The 19,695-nt window shown below is 49.3% G+C and carries 16 protein-coding genes; 12 read left to right on the plus strand and 4 right to left on the minus strand.

Features of this window, described 5'->3' with window-relative positions:
* Nucleotides 1-143 precede the first annotated feature (143 nt).
* The 9 genes from recA to MHI42_RS35500 all read left to right on the plus strand — a co-directional run bounded on the left by recA (nucleotide 144) and on the right by MHI42_RS35500 (nucleotide 12,155).
* Nucleotides 144-1,208, plus strand: a complete 1,065-nt coding sequence (recA, locus tag MHI42_RS35460; protein ID WP_039294766.1) for a recombinase RecA — start codon at nucleotides 144-146, stop codon at nucleotides 1,206-1,208.
* Nucleotides 1,209-1,343: 135 nt separating this feature from the next.
* Complete coding sequence (locus tag MHI42_RS35465; RefSeq protein ID WP_342422201.1) at nucleotides 1,344-2,078, plus strand: RecX family transcriptional regulator; 735 nt, start codon at nucleotides 1,344-1,346, stop codon at nucleotides 2,076-2,078.
* 308 nt (nucleotides 2,079-2,386) lie between these two features.
* Complete coding sequence (rny, locus tag MHI42_RS35470) at nucleotides 2,387-3,928, plus strand: ribonuclease Y (RefSeq protein ID WP_039294762.1); 1,542 nt, start codon at nucleotides 2,387-2,389, stop codon at nucleotides 3,926-3,928.
* 196 nt (nucleotides 3,929-4,124) lie between these two features.
* Nucleotides 4,125-4,919: a TIGR00282 family metallophosphoesterase gene (locus MHI42_RS35475; protein ID WP_342424864.1), complete on the plus strand. Its 795-nt coding sequence runs from the start codon at nucleotides 4,125-4,127 to the stop codon at nucleotides 4,917-4,919.
* A gap of 202 nt (nucleotides 4,920-5,121) precedes the next feature.
* Nucleotides 5,122-5,382 (plus strand): stage V sporulation protein S, encoded by a 261-nt coding sequence (locus MHI42_RS35480; RefSeq protein WP_019910496.1) that lies wholly within the window; start codon nucleotides 5,122-5,124, stop codon nucleotides 5,380-5,382.
* Nucleotides 5,383-5,603: 221 nt separating this feature from the next.
* Entirely contained in the window at nucleotides 5,604-6,605 is a 1,002-nt protein-coding gene (locus tag MHI42_RS35485) for a membrane dipeptidase (protein ID WP_342422202.1), read from the plus strand.
* 116 nt (nucleotides 6,606-6,721) lie between these two features.
* Complete coding sequence (locus MHI42_RS35490; protein WP_039294751.1) at nucleotides 6,722-7,294, plus strand: phosphate propanoyltransferase; 573 nt, start codon at nucleotides 6,722-6,724, stop codon at nucleotides 7,292-7,294.
* Nucleotides 7,295-7,488: 194 nt separating this feature from the next.
* On the plus strand, nucleotides 7,489-10,437 hold the full coding sequence (locus MHI42_RS35495) for an EAL domain-containing protein (protein ID WP_342422203.1): 2,949 nt from the start codon (nucleotides 7,489-7,491) through the stop codon (nucleotides 10,435-10,437).
* 173 nt (nucleotides 10,438-10,610) lie between these two features.
* Complete coding sequence (locus tag MHI42_RS35500) at nucleotides 10,611-12,155, plus strand: DEAD/DEAH box helicase (protein ID WP_342422204.1); 1,545 nt, start codon at nucleotides 10,611-10,613, stop codon at nucleotides 12,153-12,155.
* Between the two features lie 278 nt (nucleotides 12,156-12,433).
* Here the strand turns inward: MHI42_RS35500 and dapA are convergent, their stop codons facing one another.
* Nucleotides 12,434-13,309 carry a 4-hydroxy-tetrahydrodipicolinate synthase gene (gene dapA, locus MHI42_RS35505; RefSeq protein WP_342422205.1) on the minus strand — a complete coding sequence of 292 codons (876 nt, stop codon included), beginning with the start codon at nucleotides 13,307-13,309 and terminating at the stop codon, nucleotides 12,434-12,436.
* 119 nt (nucleotides 13,310-13,428) lie between these two features.
* Between dapA and MHI42_RS35510 the strand changes: the two genes are divergently transcribed.
* Together MHI42_RS35510 and MHI42_RS35515 are read left to right on the plus strand one after the other, a co-directional pair.
* Nucleotides 13,429-14,325: a LysR family transcriptional regulator gene (locus tag MHI42_RS35510; protein WP_171716046.1), complete on the plus strand. Its 897-nt coding sequence runs from the start codon at nucleotides 13,429-13,431 to the stop codon at nucleotides 14,323-14,325.
* A 60-nt stretch (nucleotides 14,326-14,385) separates the two neighbouring features.
* Nucleotides 14,386-15,072, plus strand: a complete 687-nt coding sequence (locus MHI42_RS35515) for an MBL fold metallo-hydrolase (protein WP_342422206.1) — start codon at nucleotides 14,386-14,388, stop codon at nucleotides 15,070-15,072.
* A gap of 1 nt (nucleotide 15,073) precedes the next feature.
* Here the strand turns inward: MHI42_RS35515 and MHI42_RS35520 are convergent, their stop codons facing one another.
* Nucleotides 15,074-15,526, minus strand: coding sequence for a GyrI-like domain-containing protein (locus MHI42_RS35520; protein WP_342422207.1), 453 nt, complete (start codon nucleotides 15,524-15,526; stop codon nucleotides 15,074-15,076).
* Between the two features lie 224 nt (nucleotides 15,527-15,750).
* Between MHI42_RS35520 and htpG the strand changes: the two genes are divergently transcribed.
* Nucleotides 15,751-17,634, plus strand: coding sequence for a molecular chaperone HtpG (gene htpG / locus MHI42_RS35525; protein WP_342422208.1), 1,884 nt, complete (start codon nucleotides 15,751-15,753; stop codon nucleotides 17,632-17,634).
* 81 nt (nucleotides 17,635-17,715) lie between these two features.
* Here htpG and MHI42_RS35530 read toward each other — a convergent pair whose 3' ends face one another.
* Nucleotides 17,716-18,222, minus strand: coding sequence for a hypothetical protein (locus MHI42_RS35530; RefSeq protein WP_342422209.1), 507 nt, complete (start codon nucleotides 18,220-18,222; stop codon nucleotides 17,716-17,718).
* A 458-nt stretch (nucleotides 18,223-18,680) separates the two neighbouring features.
* Nucleotides 18,681-19,550: a LysR family transcriptional regulator gene (locus MHI42_RS35535; protein ID WP_342422210.1), complete on the minus strand. Its 870-nt coding sequence runs from the start codon at nucleotides 19,548-19,550 to the stop codon at nucleotides 18,681-18,683.
* Between the last annotated feature and the right edge of the window lie 145 nt (nucleotides 19,551-19,695).

Raw genomic sequence — 19,695 nt, forward strand, 5'->3', positions numbered from 1 at the left:
TCTATCATCCGGAAGGAGGCTTACAATAAAAGGGAGTATTAACCCGGGAGACAAAAAAAACGAATGTATGTTCGAAAAAAAGCTTGGCAAGACCTCCAAAACACGTTATTATAATACTATAAACAGTGAAGGAAGTGGTCTGATTGTCAGATCGTCGTGCAGCGCTTGATATGGCGCTTCGTCAAATAGAAAAACAATTCGGTAAAGGTTCGATCATGAAACTGGGAGAATCCACTCACATGAAAGTGGAAGTTGTACCTAGCGGATCTTTGGCACTTGATATTGCACTAGGTATTGGCGGACTTCCCAAAGGACGCATTATTGAAGTATACGGACCGGAATCATCCGGTAAGACGACCGTTGCACTTCATGCTATCGCAGAAGTACAGAAGCTTGGCGGACAAGCTGCTTTCATCGATGCGGAGCATGCCCTTGACCCTAAGTATGCGAATGCGCTTGGCGTTAACATTGATGAATTGCTGCTATCCCAGCCGGATACGGGCGAACAGGCACTGGAAATTGCTGAAGCTCTTGTTCGCAGTGGAGCTGTAGACATCATCGTTATTGACTCTGTTGCAGCATTGGTACCGAAGGCCGAAATCGAAGGCGACATGGGAGATTCCCACGTAGGTTTGCAGGCCCGTCTGATGTCCCAGGCATTGCGCAAGCTGTCTGGTGCCATTAACAAATCCAACACGATTGCCATCTTCATTAACCAGCTTCGTGAGAAGATCGGAGTTATGTTCGGTAACCCTGAGACCACTCCGGGTGGACGCGCTCTGAAATTCTACTCCTCCGTTCGTCTCGATGTACGCCGGGTAGAGAGCATTAAGATGGGGAACGATGTTGTGGGTAACCGCACCAAGATCAAAGTCGTGAAGAACAAGGTAGCGCCTCCGTTTAAGCAAGCGGATGTGGATATCATGTACGGCGAAGGAATTTCCAGAGAGGGAAGCCTTGTGGATATCGGTACTGAGATGGATATCGTCAACAAGAGCGGCGCCTGGTATTCTTATGAGGGCGAGCGTCTTGGCCAAGGCCGTGAGAACTCCAAGCAGTTCCTGAAAGAACATCAGGATATTGCCCTGTTGATTGAGAATAAGATCCGCGAAGCAAGTAATTTATCTACTCTGGTAGCTGCACCAACCGAAGCTGATGTGGTTGCAGAGCAAGAGGAAGAAGAGAAATTGCTGCTTGAGATTGAATAATGTAAGCTGCAGGTCCTTAGCAATTTAATTTTAATAATGAAGATAAGATATAAGGCGCCCTGTGATGAATGAGCAGGGCGCTTTTTCGTAAATTAATCGGGCATTATGTCTGTGTTAACGAGGTGAGTGACAGTTATGGTGATACAATTGGATTCAGAGCCGGATGAACAGGATGTACAGATTCTGGCCGATTTTCCCGAAGATGAAGAACTTATAATCACGCGTGTAGAGCGGCTGAAGAAGTCGAATTACCGTTATTTGATTCATTTCGGTGTCTATAACGTGACTGTTCATGAAGATGTCATGATTAAATACCGGATGATTTCCGGAAGCTCGTTTGTGAAGGCGGATCTGGAGGAAATTGTTGCTGCCGATGAACGTCAGCGGGCCTATGTAGAAGGTCTGAAATACCTGGAACGCAAGCCCAGAACGGCACAGGAAATGGCCCGCCGTTTACGGGAGAAGGAAATAGGGGAGACTGTTATTGCCGAAGTTCTGCTGCGGCTGCAGGAGGAACGGCTTCTGGATGACCCCTTGTACGCCAAGCAGTGGGCGGAACAGCGCATAACGAACCAGCGTAAGGGAAAAATGTGGATCCGCCAGGAGCTTCGCGAGAAGGGGATTGATAAATCGCTGATCTCTGAAGCGCTGGATCAGATCACCCCTGAGCAGGAAATGGAGAGCGCACTGCAGACCGGGCGGAAGAAATGGAATTTGCTGCGGGGAGATATAAATGAGAAGCGGCGCAAGACGGGAGCGTTTCTGATGCGCAGAGGATTCTCCGGTGAAATGGTGCGCCAGGTGATCCAGATTCTACGTGCGGAAGAGGATTCTGCGGGGGAAGAAGAGGAGATTTTCGATCTGGATTGATTCTCTTGACTTTAATGCGTTTATCGACTCTCTTGACAATGTCTTTTTATAAATAATAAAATATAACATGAATCGGCATAAACTAAGAATCCTTTTTCCTTCCCAAAAAGCAGACTCTTATGTTCCGGTTCGCGTACAACTCATATGAAATGTAATCGCCGGATAAGGCGGGCAGTGTGCATGTGCAGCATGTGCAGTATGGCAATCGGTGTATTACCGGTTTTTTGTATGGTGATGAACGGATAGTTTAACAACTGCACAAATACCCAAGGGTAAGCCTTGGAGGATATCAACGAGGAGGTGAACAGATGGAAACAGTGATCTGGGTCATTATCGTTCTCGTTGTAGCTGCAGCATTCTTTGGATTCGGTTATTTTATTCGTAAATCCCTTGCAGAAGCTAAGATTTCAAGCGCAGAGAAAGAAGCCGTAGTCATCGTGGAGAACGCGAAGAAAGAGGCGGAGGCGCTGAAGAAGGAAACGGTACTCGAGGCTAAGGACGAAGTTCATAGAATCCGTACCGAAGCTGAGAAAGAAACTCGTGAACGTCGGAATGAAATCCAACGGCAAGAGAGACGTTTGCTGCAAAAGGAAGAATCGCTGGATAAAAAAATGGAATCGCTTGAACGAAAAGAAGAACAAGTAGCTAACAAAGAGAAACGAATTGATGAAACCCAACAGCAGATTGATGTTATTTACAAGAATCAGGTTACTGAGCTGGAACGTATCTCCAATCTGAGCATCGATGATGCCAGAAGTATCATTCTCAGCAATGTTGAACAGGAAGTTCGCCATGAAACTGCTCAGATGATTAAGGAAATAGAACAGCAGGCCAAGGAAGAAGCGGACAAGAAAGCCCGCGAGATTATTACACTGGCTATTCAACGCTGTGCAGCTGATCATGTGGCAGAAACCACGGTTTCTGTTGTTACATTGCCGAATGAAGAGATGAAAGGCCGGATTATTGGCCGCGAAGGCCGTAACATCCGCGCCCTGGAAACTCTTACGGGGATTGATCTTATTATTGATGATACGCCGGAAGCGGTTATACTGTCAGGATTTGATCCGATCCGCCGTGAGGTGGCCCGTACAGCACTTGAGAAACTGGTGGCTGATGGACGTATCCATCCGGCACGGATTGAAGAAATGGTGGAGAAATCCCGTAAAGAAGTGGATGAGCGGATTCGTGAATACGGTGAACAAGCTACCTTCGAGGTTGGCGTTCATGGTCTGCATCCGGATCTGATCAAAATTCTGGGCCGTCTGAAATTCCGTACGAGCTACGGTCAAAACGTACTTAAGCACTCCATGGAGGTTGCTTATTTGACTGGACTTATGGCCGGTGAGCTTGGGGAAGACATCGTGCTTGCAAAACGTGCCGGACTGCTGCATGATATCGGCAAAGCGCTTGATCATGAAGTAGAAGGCTCGCATGTTGAAATCGGCGTCGAACTGGCGAAGAAGTACAAAGAACATCCGGTGGTTATCAACAGTATCGCATCCCATCATGGAGATGTCGAAGCTACCTCGGTGATTGCAATGCTGGTCGGAGCTGCTGATGCATTGTCAGCTGCACGTCCCGGCGCACGCCGCGAAACCCTGGAAACGTACATCAAACGTCTGGAGAAGCTGGAGGAGATCTCGGAGTCCTTCGAGGGCGTTGAGAAATCCTATGCTATCCAAGCAGGCCGTGAGGTCCGCGTAATGGTACAGCCTGAGAAGATTGATGATGCGGAAGCTTTCCGTCTGGCCCGTGACATTACGAAGATGATTGAGAGTGAGCTGGATTATCCGGGTCATATCAAGGTTACCGTTATTCGTGAGACACGTGCTGTAGAATACGCTAAATAAGCAAGGAAATCGGCCCCCCTGCGGGGCCTTTTTTCTTGCATACCGCTAGCGGCCCCATGAGCTGAACCATAGCCAGGCGGGCAAGCCCTGAGTTTGGAACCATGCAGAATCGGTGAAATTAAACTTATAAATAAGTTTTGTACGAAGTGAAAATCCAAGAAGCTGATGCTTACAAAACTTTTAGGAGGAGAAAATCATTAAAGTTTTATTTATCGGTGACATCGTTGGCAATACGGGCAGAAAGGCATTGCGTGAAATGCTGCCATCTCTGAAAAGTAAATATCAGCCGCATATTATTATTGCCAATGGTGAGAATGCAGCAGCCGGAAGAGGGATCACAGCGGCTATAGCCAATGAATTTTTCAACTGGGGTGTGCACGGGATTACGATGGGCAATCACACCTGGGATAACAAGGATATCTTTGAGTTCATTGATGACGAGCCGCGGATCATCCGTCCGGCTAATTTTCCGCCGGGGACTCCGGGCAGAGGGTACACAGTCGTTAAAGGCAACGGCAAACAGCTGGCAATTGTGAACCTGCAGGGCCGCACCTTCCTTCCGGCGATTGATGATCCTTTCCGCATTGGCGAGGAGATTGTGGAAGAGCTGCGCAGAGAGCATAAATGTATTCTGGTTGATTTCCATGCTGAAGCCACCTCCGAAAAAATAGCAATGGGCTATTTCATGGATGGCCTCGCCTCGATCGTTGTAGGCACGCACACTCATGTACAGAGCAATGACGATGTGATCCTGCCTGGAGGCACGGCTTATTTGACAGATGCGGGTATGGTTGGTTCAAGAGAAGGAATTCTGGGTATGGAAAAGGATGCGATCATCTATAAATTTACAACTCAGCTTCCCTCCCGGTTTGTAGTCGACGAAGGCAAATGGCATCTGCACGGTTTATTTGCAGAACTTGATGAAGCTACGGGTAAGGCGACACGACTGGAGAAGATCCGGCTGCGTGAAGATGAATGGGTGATGAGCTAGAGGATTTACAAAGAATCAGGGTTTTCGGGAAAAGTCGCTTGTTTTGGGTAAAGTGTGATATTTATTATATCGAAAAAGAGTATCTTTTGAACTAATTTCTCCAGAGAGGTCCGCAAAAAGAAGGAATTAAATCTTCTCTCGCGAATAACATCTACTGTAGTGGAAGAAGAACACCATCATTTTCCCAGGGGAGGTACTTACTATGGATGTATTAAAAGTATCAGCTAAATCCAATCCAAATTCCGTTGCTGGCGCACTAGCAGGTGTTCTTCGCGAACGTGGATCGGCCGAGCTACAAGCTATTGGAGCAGGAGCACTGAACCAGGCAGTCAAAGCAGTTGCCATCGCCCGGGGATTTGTCGCACCTAGCGGAGTCGACTTGATCTGTATCCCGGCTTTTACGGATATAGTGATTGATGGGGAAGACCGGACGGCGATCAAACTTATTGTTGAACCCAGATAATTATATGACCTTTTTAGATTGAGCCTGTTTACATTGTAAACAGGTTTTTGTATTTTTGGGGTGCCCCACTTTGTGGGGTTATTTTGATATATAAGAATTTATATGCTTCGTAGCCGCTTCCACTTACTGTCCCGTCTCATCCCTGATGCTGTGGCATACACTTATAAATAAGAGATTCCACCGTTATTCAGTTCTTCAAGAGAAGGGAGACGATCTTTACAGTGAGTGTCAAGAAGCTGAGAGTGGCGGATTTCCACTGTGATGCTTTAAGCAAGCTGCAGGCCAGTCCGGAGATAGATTTCAAGAATGACCCCCGTCTGGACGTGACGGCAGAGCGGCTGGTGGAGGGGAATGTCGAACTTCAGGTTTTTGCGGTTTATTTGTCGGCGGACCGCGGGAGAGCGAAGTTTGAGGATGTTCTCGGGCAAATTGAATTATTCCGGCAGAAGGTAGTTGGCCCAGGGGGCCTGCAGTGGCTCCGCTGGAAGGAAGAGGCAGATGAACAGATACTTACAGCCCCTGCCTTCGGGATGCTCTCTCTGGAGGGCGTGGACGGTCTGGAGGGCAATCTGTTCTATGCACAGCTGTGCTTTGAGCTGGGAGTACGTTTTCTGGGGGTAACCTGGAATTACGCCAACTGGGCTGCGGATGGTGTGCTGGAGCAGCGCAACGGCGGTTTCACGGAGAAGGGGAGGCGGCTGATCGAGTGGTGCAATGGAAGCGGCATGCTGCTGGATGTGTCCCATCTGGCACCGGCAGGCTTCTGGGAGCTGGCGGAACGCAGTAAACGCCCGTTCATAGCTTCACATTCCAATAGCGCGGCCATCTGCGGCCATCCCCGCAATTTGAGCGACGAGCAGATCCAGGCGCTGATTGCGGTGGACGGGCGGATGGGATTAACCTTTGTCCCCTGGTTTGTACGTGACGGGGGAGGAGCGAAGATTGATGATATGCGGAGGCATATTGAACATGTCTGCGCGATGGGAGGCTCGAAGCAGCTGATGTTCGGCTCAGATTTTGACGGCATTGAGATGTGGGTCGAGGGCCTTGAGCATCCGGGGAAATATGCGGAGTTTACCGACTTGCTGCTGAGGTACTATCCTGAGGATGAGGTGAAAGGCTGGTTGAGCGGGAATGCGCTGACTTTCTTAAGAACGCATCTGCCTTCTTCTGCGGGTTCTTTAAAATGGCAAAACTATGACAATCCGTTTATCGGATCGTAAAATGTCGAAAAAAAGGCGCTCATTGTGATGAGGGTCTTTTTTTTTATGGGTAATAAGATGTATAATGTTCAGTGGCTTGTACAGATACTAGAGAAAATACAAGGAGTGACTTAAAAATGAGCAAGACTGTATCCGTAGGTGTGTCGGCCCGACATATTCACCTTACGCAGGAGCATGTGGAAGCATTGTTTGGAGCAGGTTACCAATTGACTGAGTTCAAACCCCTTTCCCAACCAGGACAATTCGCAGCAAACGAGCAAGTAGCAGTAATCGGTACCAAAGGTAAGTTCGACAAAGTGAGAATTCTCGGCCCGGCCCGTCCGGCTTCCCAGCTGGAAGTATCGCGCACAGACGCATTCAGCCTCGGCGTGAAGGCACCTGTACGTGAATCCGGCCATATTGAAGGAACACCAGGCATTACTATCAAAGGTCCAGCCGGTGAAGTTGAACTGGAGACAGGTGTCATTGTGGCAGCCCGTCACATCCACTTCCACACTTCTGAAGCAGAAGCTTGGGGCATTGCCGACAAGCAGCTCCTGAAGGTACGCCTTGGCGGCGAACGCGGCCTGGTGCTGGAGAACGTAATCGCCCGTGTATCCGACAATTTCAAGCTTGATATGCATATCGACACCGACGAAGCTAACGCTGCAGGTGCCAATAACGGCGATACTGCTGAAATCGTAGATTAGTCTTATAATATTATTGCAAGCAACGGGCAGGGGAGAAATCCTCTGCTTTTTTTGTGCTTTTGTCGAATAAAGGGTTTTCGTTGTTGTTGTGGAATAAGAGTAGCATCTGGGAAAATATTCTTGTATGCACCAAAAGCCGGTATCTGGTGTTCAGCGGGTGGTTGCCAAAATGCATTCAGAAAGAAGGCGGAGCAATGAACCAGAAGGAATCGAGTTCAACTTCAACCGATGAGGCAGCAGCCGGAACAGTGGTGTTATCGGAATTTATGGCGGAAAGAAACAAGCGGTTTGAATTAGCACAGGTACTGGCATATGTGGGGTACTGGGAATATGACCGGATTTTGCAAAAAATAACGTGGTCGAAACATATGTATGCGATTTATGGTCAGGCGCTGTCTTCCAAAGTGGATTTGGATAATGTATTTGCCAGGGTCCATGAGGAGGATGCAGGGCGGGTAAAATTGGCTTTCTCTAATTCCCTGGAGTCCATGCAGTCCTATCAAATAGAATATAGAATTATCCGCCCGGACGGAGAGGTCCGTTATGTCGCTGAAAGTGCGCGGTTTTGGGACAACGAGGCGATTGGGACTGTTCAGGATATCACGGAAAAGACAGCTTTGCAGCTTCAACTGATTGAAGAAGGCCAATACTACAAATCATTGTTTGAAAATAATACGGATGCGGTATATTCCAGCAATCTTGAAGGTATGATTCTGTCCTGCAATGCAGCTATGAACGGACTGTTTGGATATACCGAGGGCGAGCTGGTCCATACCAGCTTTGAACGCCTGATTGATCCGGAGCAGGTCAGCCTCTCCAGAAAGGTTATTGCAGAAGTGATAAATACCGTAAGCCCGCGAAGCTATGAGCTGACAGCCAGGCATAAGGATGGCATGGCTATTGATATTTTTGTAACGAATATTCCTGTAATGATTGCTAATGAGCTGGTGGGTATCTATGGCATAGCCAAAAATGTAACGGAACAAAAGTCCATGGAGCGGCATCTGCTGGAAGCGGAGGCTAAATACCGGAGTATTGTGGAGCAGTCGATAGTAGGTGTTTTTATTGTACAAAATGGAATATATATCTATGCTAATCCTCATCTTGAACGAATGCTGGGGAACGTTAGCTTGATGGGACGGCAGGTATTGGATTCCATCTACCCGGGGGACCGCGATACGGTATCCACCAAGATGCTGGGTTTAACGGAAGGGCAATTTAACCGCACAATGATACATAGAGCCGTCAAGCCGGATGGCAGCCTTATTTATTGTGAAGTACATTACACCCGGATATTACACATCAATGAGAATGCAATCGTTGGCACTGTCCTGGATATTACCGAGCGGAAGGAAACGGAGCAGGAAACAGAGTATTTGGCGTATCACGATTATCTGACGGGGCTTCCCAATCGGCGGATGTTTGAAGAGCAGCTGGATCAACAGTTAATACTGGCCTCATTTTATAATAAAAAGCTTGCGGTGCTCCTGATTGATCTGGATCGCTTTAAGGCCGTCAATGATATTCTGGGGCACACTATAGGTGACACATTGCTCAAACAGTTTGCCGTCAAACTGCAGGAAAGCCTTGAAAATGGATGGGTGGCGTACCGGTTAAGCGGGGATGAGTTCTGTATTATTCTGCCGGAAGTGGAGAGCCACCGTGAGGCAATCTTCCTGTCCGAGTCCATTATCAGCCGTACCAAGGAAGATTATTTAATAGCAGGCTTTGAGCTTAATATCACGCTGAGTATGGGGATCAGTATTTTCCCGGAGGATGGGGATTCGGTTGATAGGCTCCTGCTGAATGCAGATTCGGCTCTATATCATGCCAAGTCACAGGGGAGGGACCAGGCCCAGTGCTATTCCTCATCGCTGAACATCCAGTCTTTCAAAATATTCACCATGACCAATGATCTGCGCAAAGCCCTGGAGAAACAGGAGCTGTTCCTGCAATATATGCCGCGAGTGGATACGCAGACCCGGGAAATTCTCGGTGCCGAGGCGCTGATCCGCTGGAATCATCCGGACTGGGGGCTGGTGTCGCCGGCGGAGTTCATCCCGATTGCAGAAGAGAGCGGACTTATAGTGCCTATCGGAGAATGGGTGCTCCGGGAAGCTTGCCGGCAGAACAAGCAATGGCAGGAGATGGGGCTGCCGCATATTACGGTATCCGTTAATTTCTCGGTGCAGCAGCTGTTCCAGCAGAATATTCTGCAGACGATTGATGAAATTCTTGCCGGGTCCGGGCTGGCTCCCGAATATCTGGAGATTGAAATCACGGAGAGCTCCTTCATGACCAATGAGAGGGAAGTCATTCAATTGCTGGAGGAGCTTAGAAAACGGAAGATTAAAGTTTCACTTGATGACTTTGGGACGGGCTATTCTTCTTTATATATGCTTAAGCGGTTAGCGCTGGATACGGTGAAAATTGACAAGGCCTTTGTGGAAGAAATTTTGACTGACCCTGTGAACCAAAGCATTATTGAGTGCATTCTGAATCTGGCCAAGGCGCTAAAAATGAATGTTGTGGCTGAGGGTGTGGAGACGGAGGCGCAATATGAGTATTTAAAGGAGCAGCAGTGTGATGAGATACAGGGTTATTATTTCAGCCGTCCGGTTGAACCGGAAGCCTTGGGAATGCTGCTTCGCGAGAAGCATATGGCCAACCCGAGCCCGGGAGTAACAGAAATCCCGCCAGTCAGTAACCGCCGGGAATACTTCCGCGTAGATTTAGCCAATCCGCTCGTTGCCGGAATGACGATAAGTACGTTTAAGGGCAGGGAGGTAGATCTCGGAAGTACCGAGGTATATCTGACCAATATCGGGCCGGGCGGATTGAAATTCGTGATGGGCTATAAGCTGCCGGTGAACGACAATATTCTGCTTAAATTTGAAACCGAGATTCTGCATCAGCCAACCCATCTGTTGGGCAAAATTGCCTGGACCCACGAATTGGAGAATGGCGCGGTGTATGAGTACGGTGTCCAGTTTCAGATGGAGGAAAGTGAACGGCTCGGGCTGATCCGGAATCTGAATAACCTGGCGATCCAAATCCGTGAAGGCACGCCTGCGCATACCCGGATATTCCTGGGCGACCCGGTGAAAAGCATTAAAGAACAGCTGAAAAAAGTCCGGCTGTAACAGATAAATATTGGTTTTGAAGAGGAGCGATGAAAGTATCGCTTCTTTTTAATGTCTAAACGTGTTATCATTATGTGTTATGACTTTGACGAGCGCTATGTGGAGACGCCGCAGATGATATATACAGTGATTAATGGCTTGCTAATATATGTACTCAAAATTAAGGAGATAAAATGACATTTAACGATTTGAACTTGATTCCCCCGATTCTCAAGGCACTGAGCCTGGAAAACTATACATCCCCGACTCCAATTCAGGAGGAATCCATCCCTGCGGCCTTGGCCGGCAGAGATATTCTGGGCTGTGCCCAGACGGGTACCGGAAAAACCGCAGCTTTTTCATTGCCGATTATTCAGCTGCTCAGCCAGCAGCCGGCCAGAACCGGCGGAGCGAAACGTATCCGTTCCCTGATTCTGACCCCGACCAGAGAGCTAGCTCTACAGATCTCCGAGAATATTCAGGCGTACAGCAAGTTCACAACGATCCGCTCGACAGCGATTGTCGGAGGGGTATCCCAGAAGGCCCAGGAACGGGCGCTTAGCCAAGGCGCAGATATTCTGATTGCTACACCGGGCAGACTGATCGATCTGATCAGCCAGAGACATGTGGATCTGCAGCATGTGCAGATTCTTGTGCTGGATGAAGCAGACCGCATGCTGGACATGGGCTTCATTCATGACGTGAAGCGGATTATTGCCAAGATGCCGGCCAAGAAGCAAACGCTGTTCTTCTCGGCAACGATGCCGACGGAGATCTCCCAGCTGGTGAAGACATTGCTGGTGGACCCGGTGAAAATTGAGATTACTCCGGTATCTTCGACCGTAGACAGAATCGAGCAATCGATTTATTTGCTGGAGAACGGCAATAAGCAGAATCAGCTGAACCGTCTGCTGCAGGATCCTTCGATCGTGTCGGCGCTCGTCTTCACCCGCACCAAACGCGGAGCTGACCGGGTAACCCGCGATCTGACCCGGATCAATATTACCGCTCAGGCCATTCACGGCAACAAATCGCAGAATGACCGCCAGAATGCGCTGAGAAACTTCAAGAGCGGCGCGACACGCGTGCTGGTGGCTACAGATATCGCCGCCCGCGGAATTGATATTGATGAGCTGTCCCATGTCATCAACTTCAACCTGCCGAATATTCCGGAAACCTATGTTCACCGTATTGGCCGGACCGGCCGTGCGGGAATGAGCGGAGTTGCCATCTCGCTGTGCGAAGCTGAGGAAATTCCTTACCTGAAGGATATCCAGAAGCTGATCGGCAAGGTGATTCCTGAAGTGAAGGATCATGCTTATCCGATGTCCAAGAGCAATCTGGCATTGCTGGCAGACCGTCCAGGCAAAGCACCAGCCAAACCGTCGCAGAAAGCCAAAACGAACCCGGCACGCAAGCCGAAATCGGAATGGTTCTCGCAAGGCAAGCAGGGCGGCGGTAACGGCGGAGCGAAAAGCGCGTCGGGCAGTGGTTATGCAGGCAGCGGAGCGAAAAGCGCATCAGGCAGTAGCTATGCGGGCAGCGGGGCTGGCAGCAGCCGGCCTGCTGGCGAGTCCGGCAACAGAGCAGGCTCCGGCAGCCGGCCGGGCGAAAGATCTGCCGCCCGTCCAGGCGGCAACCAGAGCAGCAAGCCGGCTGGAGGCCAATACGGCCGTTCCAGCCAGTCCGGCAACAGACCTGGCAACCGTCCTGCGGCCAAAGCAGGCAGATCTCAATAACTTTTTGAGATGAATAATGTAAAGATAAACAGCAGCCTTCCCTTGGGAGGCTGCTTTATTTGATTTGAGGTAAAACCCTTGCGGATGCGTAATGTATTCGGTTTATCGCATACAATGGGCTCGTTTACTCTACCGTTCGTGGTTTTCTGCATGGAAGCGTCTCGTCAATCGTTACTTTAGTAGAAGAGCACGCAAAAACCGCCGCTTTCCAGTCCCTGACTGAGAAGCGGCGGTTTCGCCGATGTCGCCTTTATTGTTACTATAATGAGCAGAAGAAGTTACCCGGCGAGATAAGCACCCAGCTCTTCGCGCAGCGCAGCGCTGATGGAGGTCATCGGCAGGCGGAGCGTGTCGGAGGAGATCTCGCCGCGTGCACTGAGCAGCCATTTGATCGGCGCCGGATTGGATTCCTTGAACAGCAGCTTCATCAGCGGTACGAGCTGATCAAAGGCAGCCCGGGCGGCCTCAACCTGGCCGGCTCTGTACTGCTCGTAGATGCTGAGATAGGAAGCGGTATGTACATTGGCCGAGGCCAGCATGCCACCGGCGGCTCCGCAGCCCAGCATATCGAAGAAGTTCAAGTCATCGCCGCAGAGCACGGGCTTGGAGCCGTGGCGGGACAGCTCGGAGACCAGCACCGGAGAGCCGGAGCAGTCTTTTAACCCGACAACGTTGTTCATCTCCAGGATCGTACGGGCGGTGTCTACGGACATGCCGACTCCGGCGCGGCCGGGAATATCATAGGCAATAATCGGAAGGCCGACCTCAGCTGCCTTGCTGAAATGGGCGATAATGCCTTCCTGCGAAGGACGGCTGTAATAAGGGACGACAACCAATGCGGCATCGGCACCTGAGTTGGCAGCAAGCTCTGTGCGGGTGACAGTGGACATCGTATCATTGGTACCCGTGCCAACCACGAGCGGGATGGAAGTGTTCTTCAAAAGCTCACGTGATGCATCCACGAGTGTCTGCAATTCCTGTATGTTGACTGTCGGCGATTCTCCAGTGGTTCCATTAACGACCAGACCATGAATACTGTTCTTGATGATGTTGTTCACATACCGCTGATACGACTCCAGATCAATCTCGCCGGCGGCATGGAACGGGGTTACCACGGGAACATAGATTCCATAAATCTGTTCTTCTGTTAACATGAATATCGTCCTCCAAAATTGTAAAATCCTTTTATCCTACTGTACCATGGATTATTGCATCGTCGTTAGCTATAATAAATGATGTAGGTTATCAATAATATTGATGTTAGGGTGATGATATGGACTTAACCTATATGCGGACCTTCCGCGAGGTCGCGAAGCGGCAGAGCTTCACCCGTGCGGCTGAAGAACTGGGCTATGCCCAGTCCAGTGTAACGATGCAGATTCAGAAGATCGAGAAGGAATACGGTGTACCGCTGATAGAGCGGCATGGCCGTGCCTTGCGTCTGACTCCGCCGGGGGAAGAGCTGCTGAAGCTGTTTGTGGAGATTCTAGATCTGTACGACCGCTCCAAAGAAACGATCGCCCAGCAGATTGGCGGGACGCTGACGATCGGGACGATTGATTCACTTGCCGCCTTTTATTTGCCGCCGTTCCTGCAGCAGCTGCGGACTATGTTCCCCGGACTGAACATTCATCTGCAAACGGAGCAGGAGGCCAATCTGATCTCCAAAATCAGGGACGGCGAGGTCGATATCGGCCTCCTCCTGGACCGCAGCACGGCAGACACCCTGCTTGAGCGTACAATCATCCGGGAAGAGCCGCTCGTCCTCGTGGCACCTGCCAGCCATCCGCTGGCAAGCCTGGCGCAGGTGACGCTGCAGGATCTCAACAACTGCGAGCTGATTGTCTCCGAGGAGAGCTGTATCTACCGCAGCCTGTTCGAGAACCTGCTCCGGGAGCACGGGATTGTGTTCCGGATCGGTTTTGAGCTGTCGAATCTGGAAGCGATCAAGCGTTGTGTACGGAACGGCCTGGGCATCGCGCTGCTGCCGAGAATTGTAGCTGAAGAGGAGATCGAGCGGGGGAATCTCGCCGAGCTGTCTTTTGCCCATCCGGAGATTCATTTCGATCTGCAGCTCCTGCTCCATCCGAAGAAGTGGAAGTCGCTGCCGCTCCAGTCACTGATCCAGATGCTGCGGGAGGATGCGAAGGCTAAAGCCGTAGTGCTGTGAGGGTGGAAACCTGAGTAAGCGCAGTATGCAATGTTCTAATATAGACACGCGGAGGATCATATGGACATTATTGAGCTACCTATTCAGTTTGAGTATGAAGGACAGCCCTATTACATTTATCCGAGCCTCATTGTATCCGGGGAAGAGTTAACCCTGGTCGATACCGGTTATCCAACTTTCATGCCTTTGATAGAGAAGAAGATCCTGGAGCTGGGGTACGATCCCTTGAATCTGAAGAATATCATTATCACCCATTACGACGATGACCATATCGGCGCCTTGTACGATTTCGTGGAGAAATACCCGTCAGTTACGGTCATTGCGAGCGAAGTGGAGACCCCATCCATCTCAGGCCTGGTGAAATCTGAGCGTCTGATCCAGGCAGAAGCACTGCTAGTGGACATGTCTGCAGAAGAGCAGGCGTCCGGTGAAGAGTTTGTACAGCTATTGAAGAATTTGCGGCATGTTCCGGTGAATCAGACGGTCCGGGAGGGCGAGTGGATTCTGAATGGTAAGTGCCAAGTCATTGCCACCCCGGGGCATACGTCTGGTCATATTTCTTTGTATTTTGCTGAGCTAAGCAGTGTAATTACGGGTGACGCGGCAGTGAACCAGGAGAATGAACTGGCTGTCGCGAATCCGCAATACTGTCTGGAGCTGGCGAGTGCAGAAGAGTCTTTGGAACGGTTAAAAGCACTTCAGGCGCGCACCTATTACTGCTTCCATGAAGGAAAACTCGGCTTCTAAATTAGTGTACAGGAAAACATAACTGGCAAAGATGATTGCTGATCATATCACCTGTATATCTCTCCATAACCGGCCGCTGGTAATCGAGCAGATGTCCGCTGCCGTAGAGGGCGGGGAGGATCTCCGTCCATGCTTTTTGAACTGCCTCAGCCGTATGTTGTATAGTAACAACCGCATAGGTCCCGCCGGGAATTTCACCGTAATTAATAGACTTATCTGCTTGGGCATTCTCCGGTACGCTGATACAGGCATCATATCTGCAATGTTCAGGCAGGGTGGTGTCCGGGTTGTCCTGCGGAATCCCGAAGAGGATGGCTGATCCGGTAAGCAGCCGGTGTGCCTGCGCCCATTCCTTTAAGGCCTCCATAGCCTTACTGTTACCGGGACCATAGGGACCTGTCTGGCGCACATAAGCAATGCGTGTTACAGGAAACGTTTCGAGCTGGATTTTCATCGTTTCATTGTCCTTTCTTTCGCTGTAATGAGTACATTTCGAATGCTAACATGGACTAAAATAGAATTCATTTCTTTTTTGAGCGGACCTCTGTATGCAGCAAGATATTGACATCAAAAACGAGAATATGGTATATAAAAGGTAGTGTTAGCACTCAGGTGAGTGGAGTGCTAAACGATGATCCGCAATCCGAAGGTTATTTTTGAAAGGAGATTTATTTATTCATGGCCAAAAAAGAGTTTAAAGCCGAATCCAAAAGACTGCTGGAAATGATGATTAACTCCATCTATACACAGCGGGAGATTTTTCTGCGGGAACTGATTTCGAATGCAAGCGATGCCATCGACAAAATCTATTACAAAGCACTGGCCGACGAAGGCCTGGTGTTCAATAAAGAGGATTACTACATTAAAGTGACCGCCGATAAGGCAAGCCGTACGTTAACCATTTCCGATACCGGAATCGGGATGACGCAGGAAGAGCTGGAGAACAATCTGGGGATTATCGCGAACAGCGGCTCGTTTGCTTTTAAGAAGGATAATGAAGCCAAGGACGGACACAACATCATCGGACAATTCGGGGTAGGTTTCTATTCCGCATTCATGGTGGCTGACGATGTTACGGTGATCAGTAAAGCGCTGGGCAGCGACCAGGCGTTCAAGTGGGAATCCCAGGGTGCGGACGGTTACACAATTGAGCCTTGTGAGAAGGATGCTGTCGGAACCGAAATTACGCTGAAGATCAAAGAAAACACCGAAGACGATAACTACGATGAGTTCCTGGAAGAGTACCGCCTGAAGTCGATCATCAAGAAATATTCGGACTTCATTCGCTTCCCGATCAAGATGGACATTACCGGCAGACAGCCTAAAGAGGACGCCGAGAATGAATTCGTCGATGTTATTGAAGAGCAGACCGTGAACAGCATGGTGCCGATCTGGCGCAAGAACAAAAACGAGCTGACGGAAGAAGACTACAACAACTTCTATGCGGAGAAACGCTACGGCTTCGATAAGCCGCTGAAGCATATTCATATCAGTGCCGACGGCGCTGTGGTCTATAACGCAATCCTGTTCATTCCGGAGAATACGCCGTTCGACTACTACACCAAGGAATATGAAAAAGGCCTGGAGCTCTACTCCAACGGCGTGCTGATTATGAACAAATGCGGGGATCTGCTACCGGACTACTTCAGCTTCGTCAAGGGGATGGTGGATTCCGAGGATCTGTCGCTGAACATCTCCCGTGAGCTGCTGCAGCATGACCGCCAGCTGACGCTGATTGCGAAGAACATTAAGAGCAAGATCAAGAGCCAGCTCCTGAGCCTGCTGAAGGATGAGCGTGAGAAATATGAGACGTTCTACAAATCTTTTGGCAGACAGCTGAAGTTCGGGGTCTATAACGACTATGGTATGGAAAAAGAAACGCTGCAGGACCTCCTGATGTTCCACTCCTCCAAGGAGAAGAAGCTGGTTACGCTGGCTGAATATGTGGAAAGAATGCCGGAAGACCAGAAGTACATCTACTATGCCTCCGGTGAATCGGTGGAACGCATCGAGAAGCTGCCACAGACGGAAATGGTGCTGGACAAGGGGTATGAGATCCTCTACTTCACCGACGATATCGATGAATTCGCAATCAAGATGATCATGTCCTACAAAGAGAAGGAATTCAAGAACGTCTCCAGTGGTGACTTGGGGATCGAAGAAAGCGCCGAGGACAAGCCTTCTGAAGCGGAAGAGAATGAGAACAAGGGATTGTTCGAAGCGATGCAGGGCATCCTGTCCGGCAAAGTGAAGGCAGTCAAAGCATCCAAGCGGCTGAAATCCCATCCGGTCTGCCTATCTACAGAAGGCGAGCTGACGATCGAGATGGAGAAAATCCTCAAGGCTATGCCTAACGGCGGCCAGGATGTACAAGCGGACAAGGTGCTGGAAATCAACATTCACCATGATGTCTTCAAATCGCTGAAGGCTGCTGCCGAAGGCGACAAGGAGAAGCTGGGTCTTTACACTAACCTCTTGTATAACCAGGCGCTCTTGATCGAAGGTCTGCAGGTTAACGATCCGGTGCAGTTCACGAACGATATTTGCAAAATCATGGTCTAAACCGGCGTTCGCGCCAGCCAGTGGACCTGCGATACAAGAATACCCCGCTACTGGTCAGACCAGTGCGGGGTGTTTTTTTATTTATTTGTAAGTAAATGAAAATAAAGTTTCACCGCTGCTGGCATCGATTACAACATTGAATTCTTTATACGTTGGCACCTTTTGCCCTCTTGCAGCATGGCCGGTACCATGAATCCCTTTGAAGGTCACGATATAAACGGGTGTGTTGTTTAAATAACCATCTGCTCTAAGGTTTGCATTCTTATTCAGCGCCTGTTCTGAGAATGCAGTCAAATATGGATAGGTTAGCAGCTGATATTCTATAATTACCTCAGGGGCTTCGGAAGCAAATTTTGGTGCACTCGTGTGCGCTAAGGAAATAGCTTGTTCCTTTGTAATTACCATATTACTTGATGTTGGCAGATGAAGTTGAATTCCCAATGATTTCAATCGTTCTGTGTCGTGAGCGGTTATTACTCCTTCTTCCTTACTACTCAAGTCTGAAATATCTCCAGCTGCAATTCCTGAAGAGTAAAATATTACAGTGGAAATAACCGCTGTGACTAATGATCTCTTTGTGGGAAGCATTAGCTTCACTCCTCCGGATTGATTAGTTTTAAATAAGCAGAACTTAAAACTATCACTTATAAAATCCTGCCCAAAATACAACAATTTCACTATAATTTCGGCTATAGTTCAAGATTGTTGTATAAAAGGCAGTATTTATGCTCATCCGGGCGGATTAGCGGGACAATTCTTGTATTTCATACAACAATCTGTCTGAACACCCAGGTATCCAGGTAGCCAAGTTGTAAGATGTACAACATTTAGTCCATGCGGTGTGAAACGTCAGAATCCCGGATTCTGCCAGCGTGATGCAGGGTGGAGCGGCCTGAAGGACAGGATGAAAGACAGGATGAAAGACAGGATGAAAGACAGGATGAAAGACAGGATGAAGAAAGCAGGAATTGGACATCCTCCAGAATGTCCGGGCCGGATAACTGCACTGTTGCCGGGAGAGGGAAAGGTATTTTCGTGTTCAGGGTTCAGCGTGCCCGGAAGGTCTCGATAAACTTGGTAGCCAGCGACGACAAATACTTGTCCTTGATCCAGACGGCGGCTACACGGGTATGCAGCTCTTCACACCGGATCTCCTTATAGATCAGATTGCCGTGATTCGCCAGCTCAAAAGCAGATTTGGGAATAATTCCGATGCCAAGTCCGGCGTTGGCCCAGAGCAGGGTGGTCCGCGCATCATCGTTCATGCAGAAAATTTGAGGTTCAAGGCCATGCTCCAGGCAGGTCTCACGAATAAGCTGCTCAAACCGGCGGTAAATGATAAGCGGCTTATGTTGAAGCTCTCCGAGTGAAATAGCCGCTTCGCTTGAATTCCAGTCATAATCAGGGGTCATCACAGCAATCATCGGCTCAGAATTGAGATACAGACATTCAAGATTGCTGGAATTAAAAGGGGTGCGGATAATGCCGATTTCGACGATGCCTTTGTTCAGCAGATCGATGATCATAAATGTATTGCCTTCATGAATTTCAAAAGTAACGCCCAGATAGTTCTTGTGGAATTCGCCCAGCCGGTCATGCAGCAGGGTGGCTCCGGAAGAGGAGACGGTGCCGATCGAGAGGCTGCCCTTCAATCCTTTGGCAAAATCATTGATTTCTCTCGTGGTCGAATCCGTTAATTCAAGAATTTGCTGAGCCCGGTTACGCAAAATAATCCCCGCATCGGTTAACTGGATGCTGCGCGGACCGCGTTCAACCAGCTTAACCCCGAGCTCCTCCTCCAGCAGCTTAAGCTGCTGGCTGAGCGGCGGCTGGGCCATTTGCAGCTTCCTGGCTGCTGAGGTGATTTGCCCTTCCTCGGCAATCGCCAGGAAATATTTCAATTGGCGGATATCCATGTTATTACAGCCTCCCGTTCCGCGTCTTCAATCAAATGCCATATGAAAATCATATGGAAAAGATACGAAACCAATATTATTAATATGTAAGCAGGTATGACATAATCATAACGGGTCTTTTGTTTTTTTCAAGAGTGAATACATA

Source organism: Paenibacillus sp. FSL E2-0178 (genome assembly GCF_038593005.1).
In the GTDB taxonomy this organism is placed as follows: domain Bacteria; phylum Bacillota; class Bacilli; order Paenibacillales; family Paenibacillaceae; genus Paenibacillus_AQ; species Paenibacillus_AQ phytohabitans.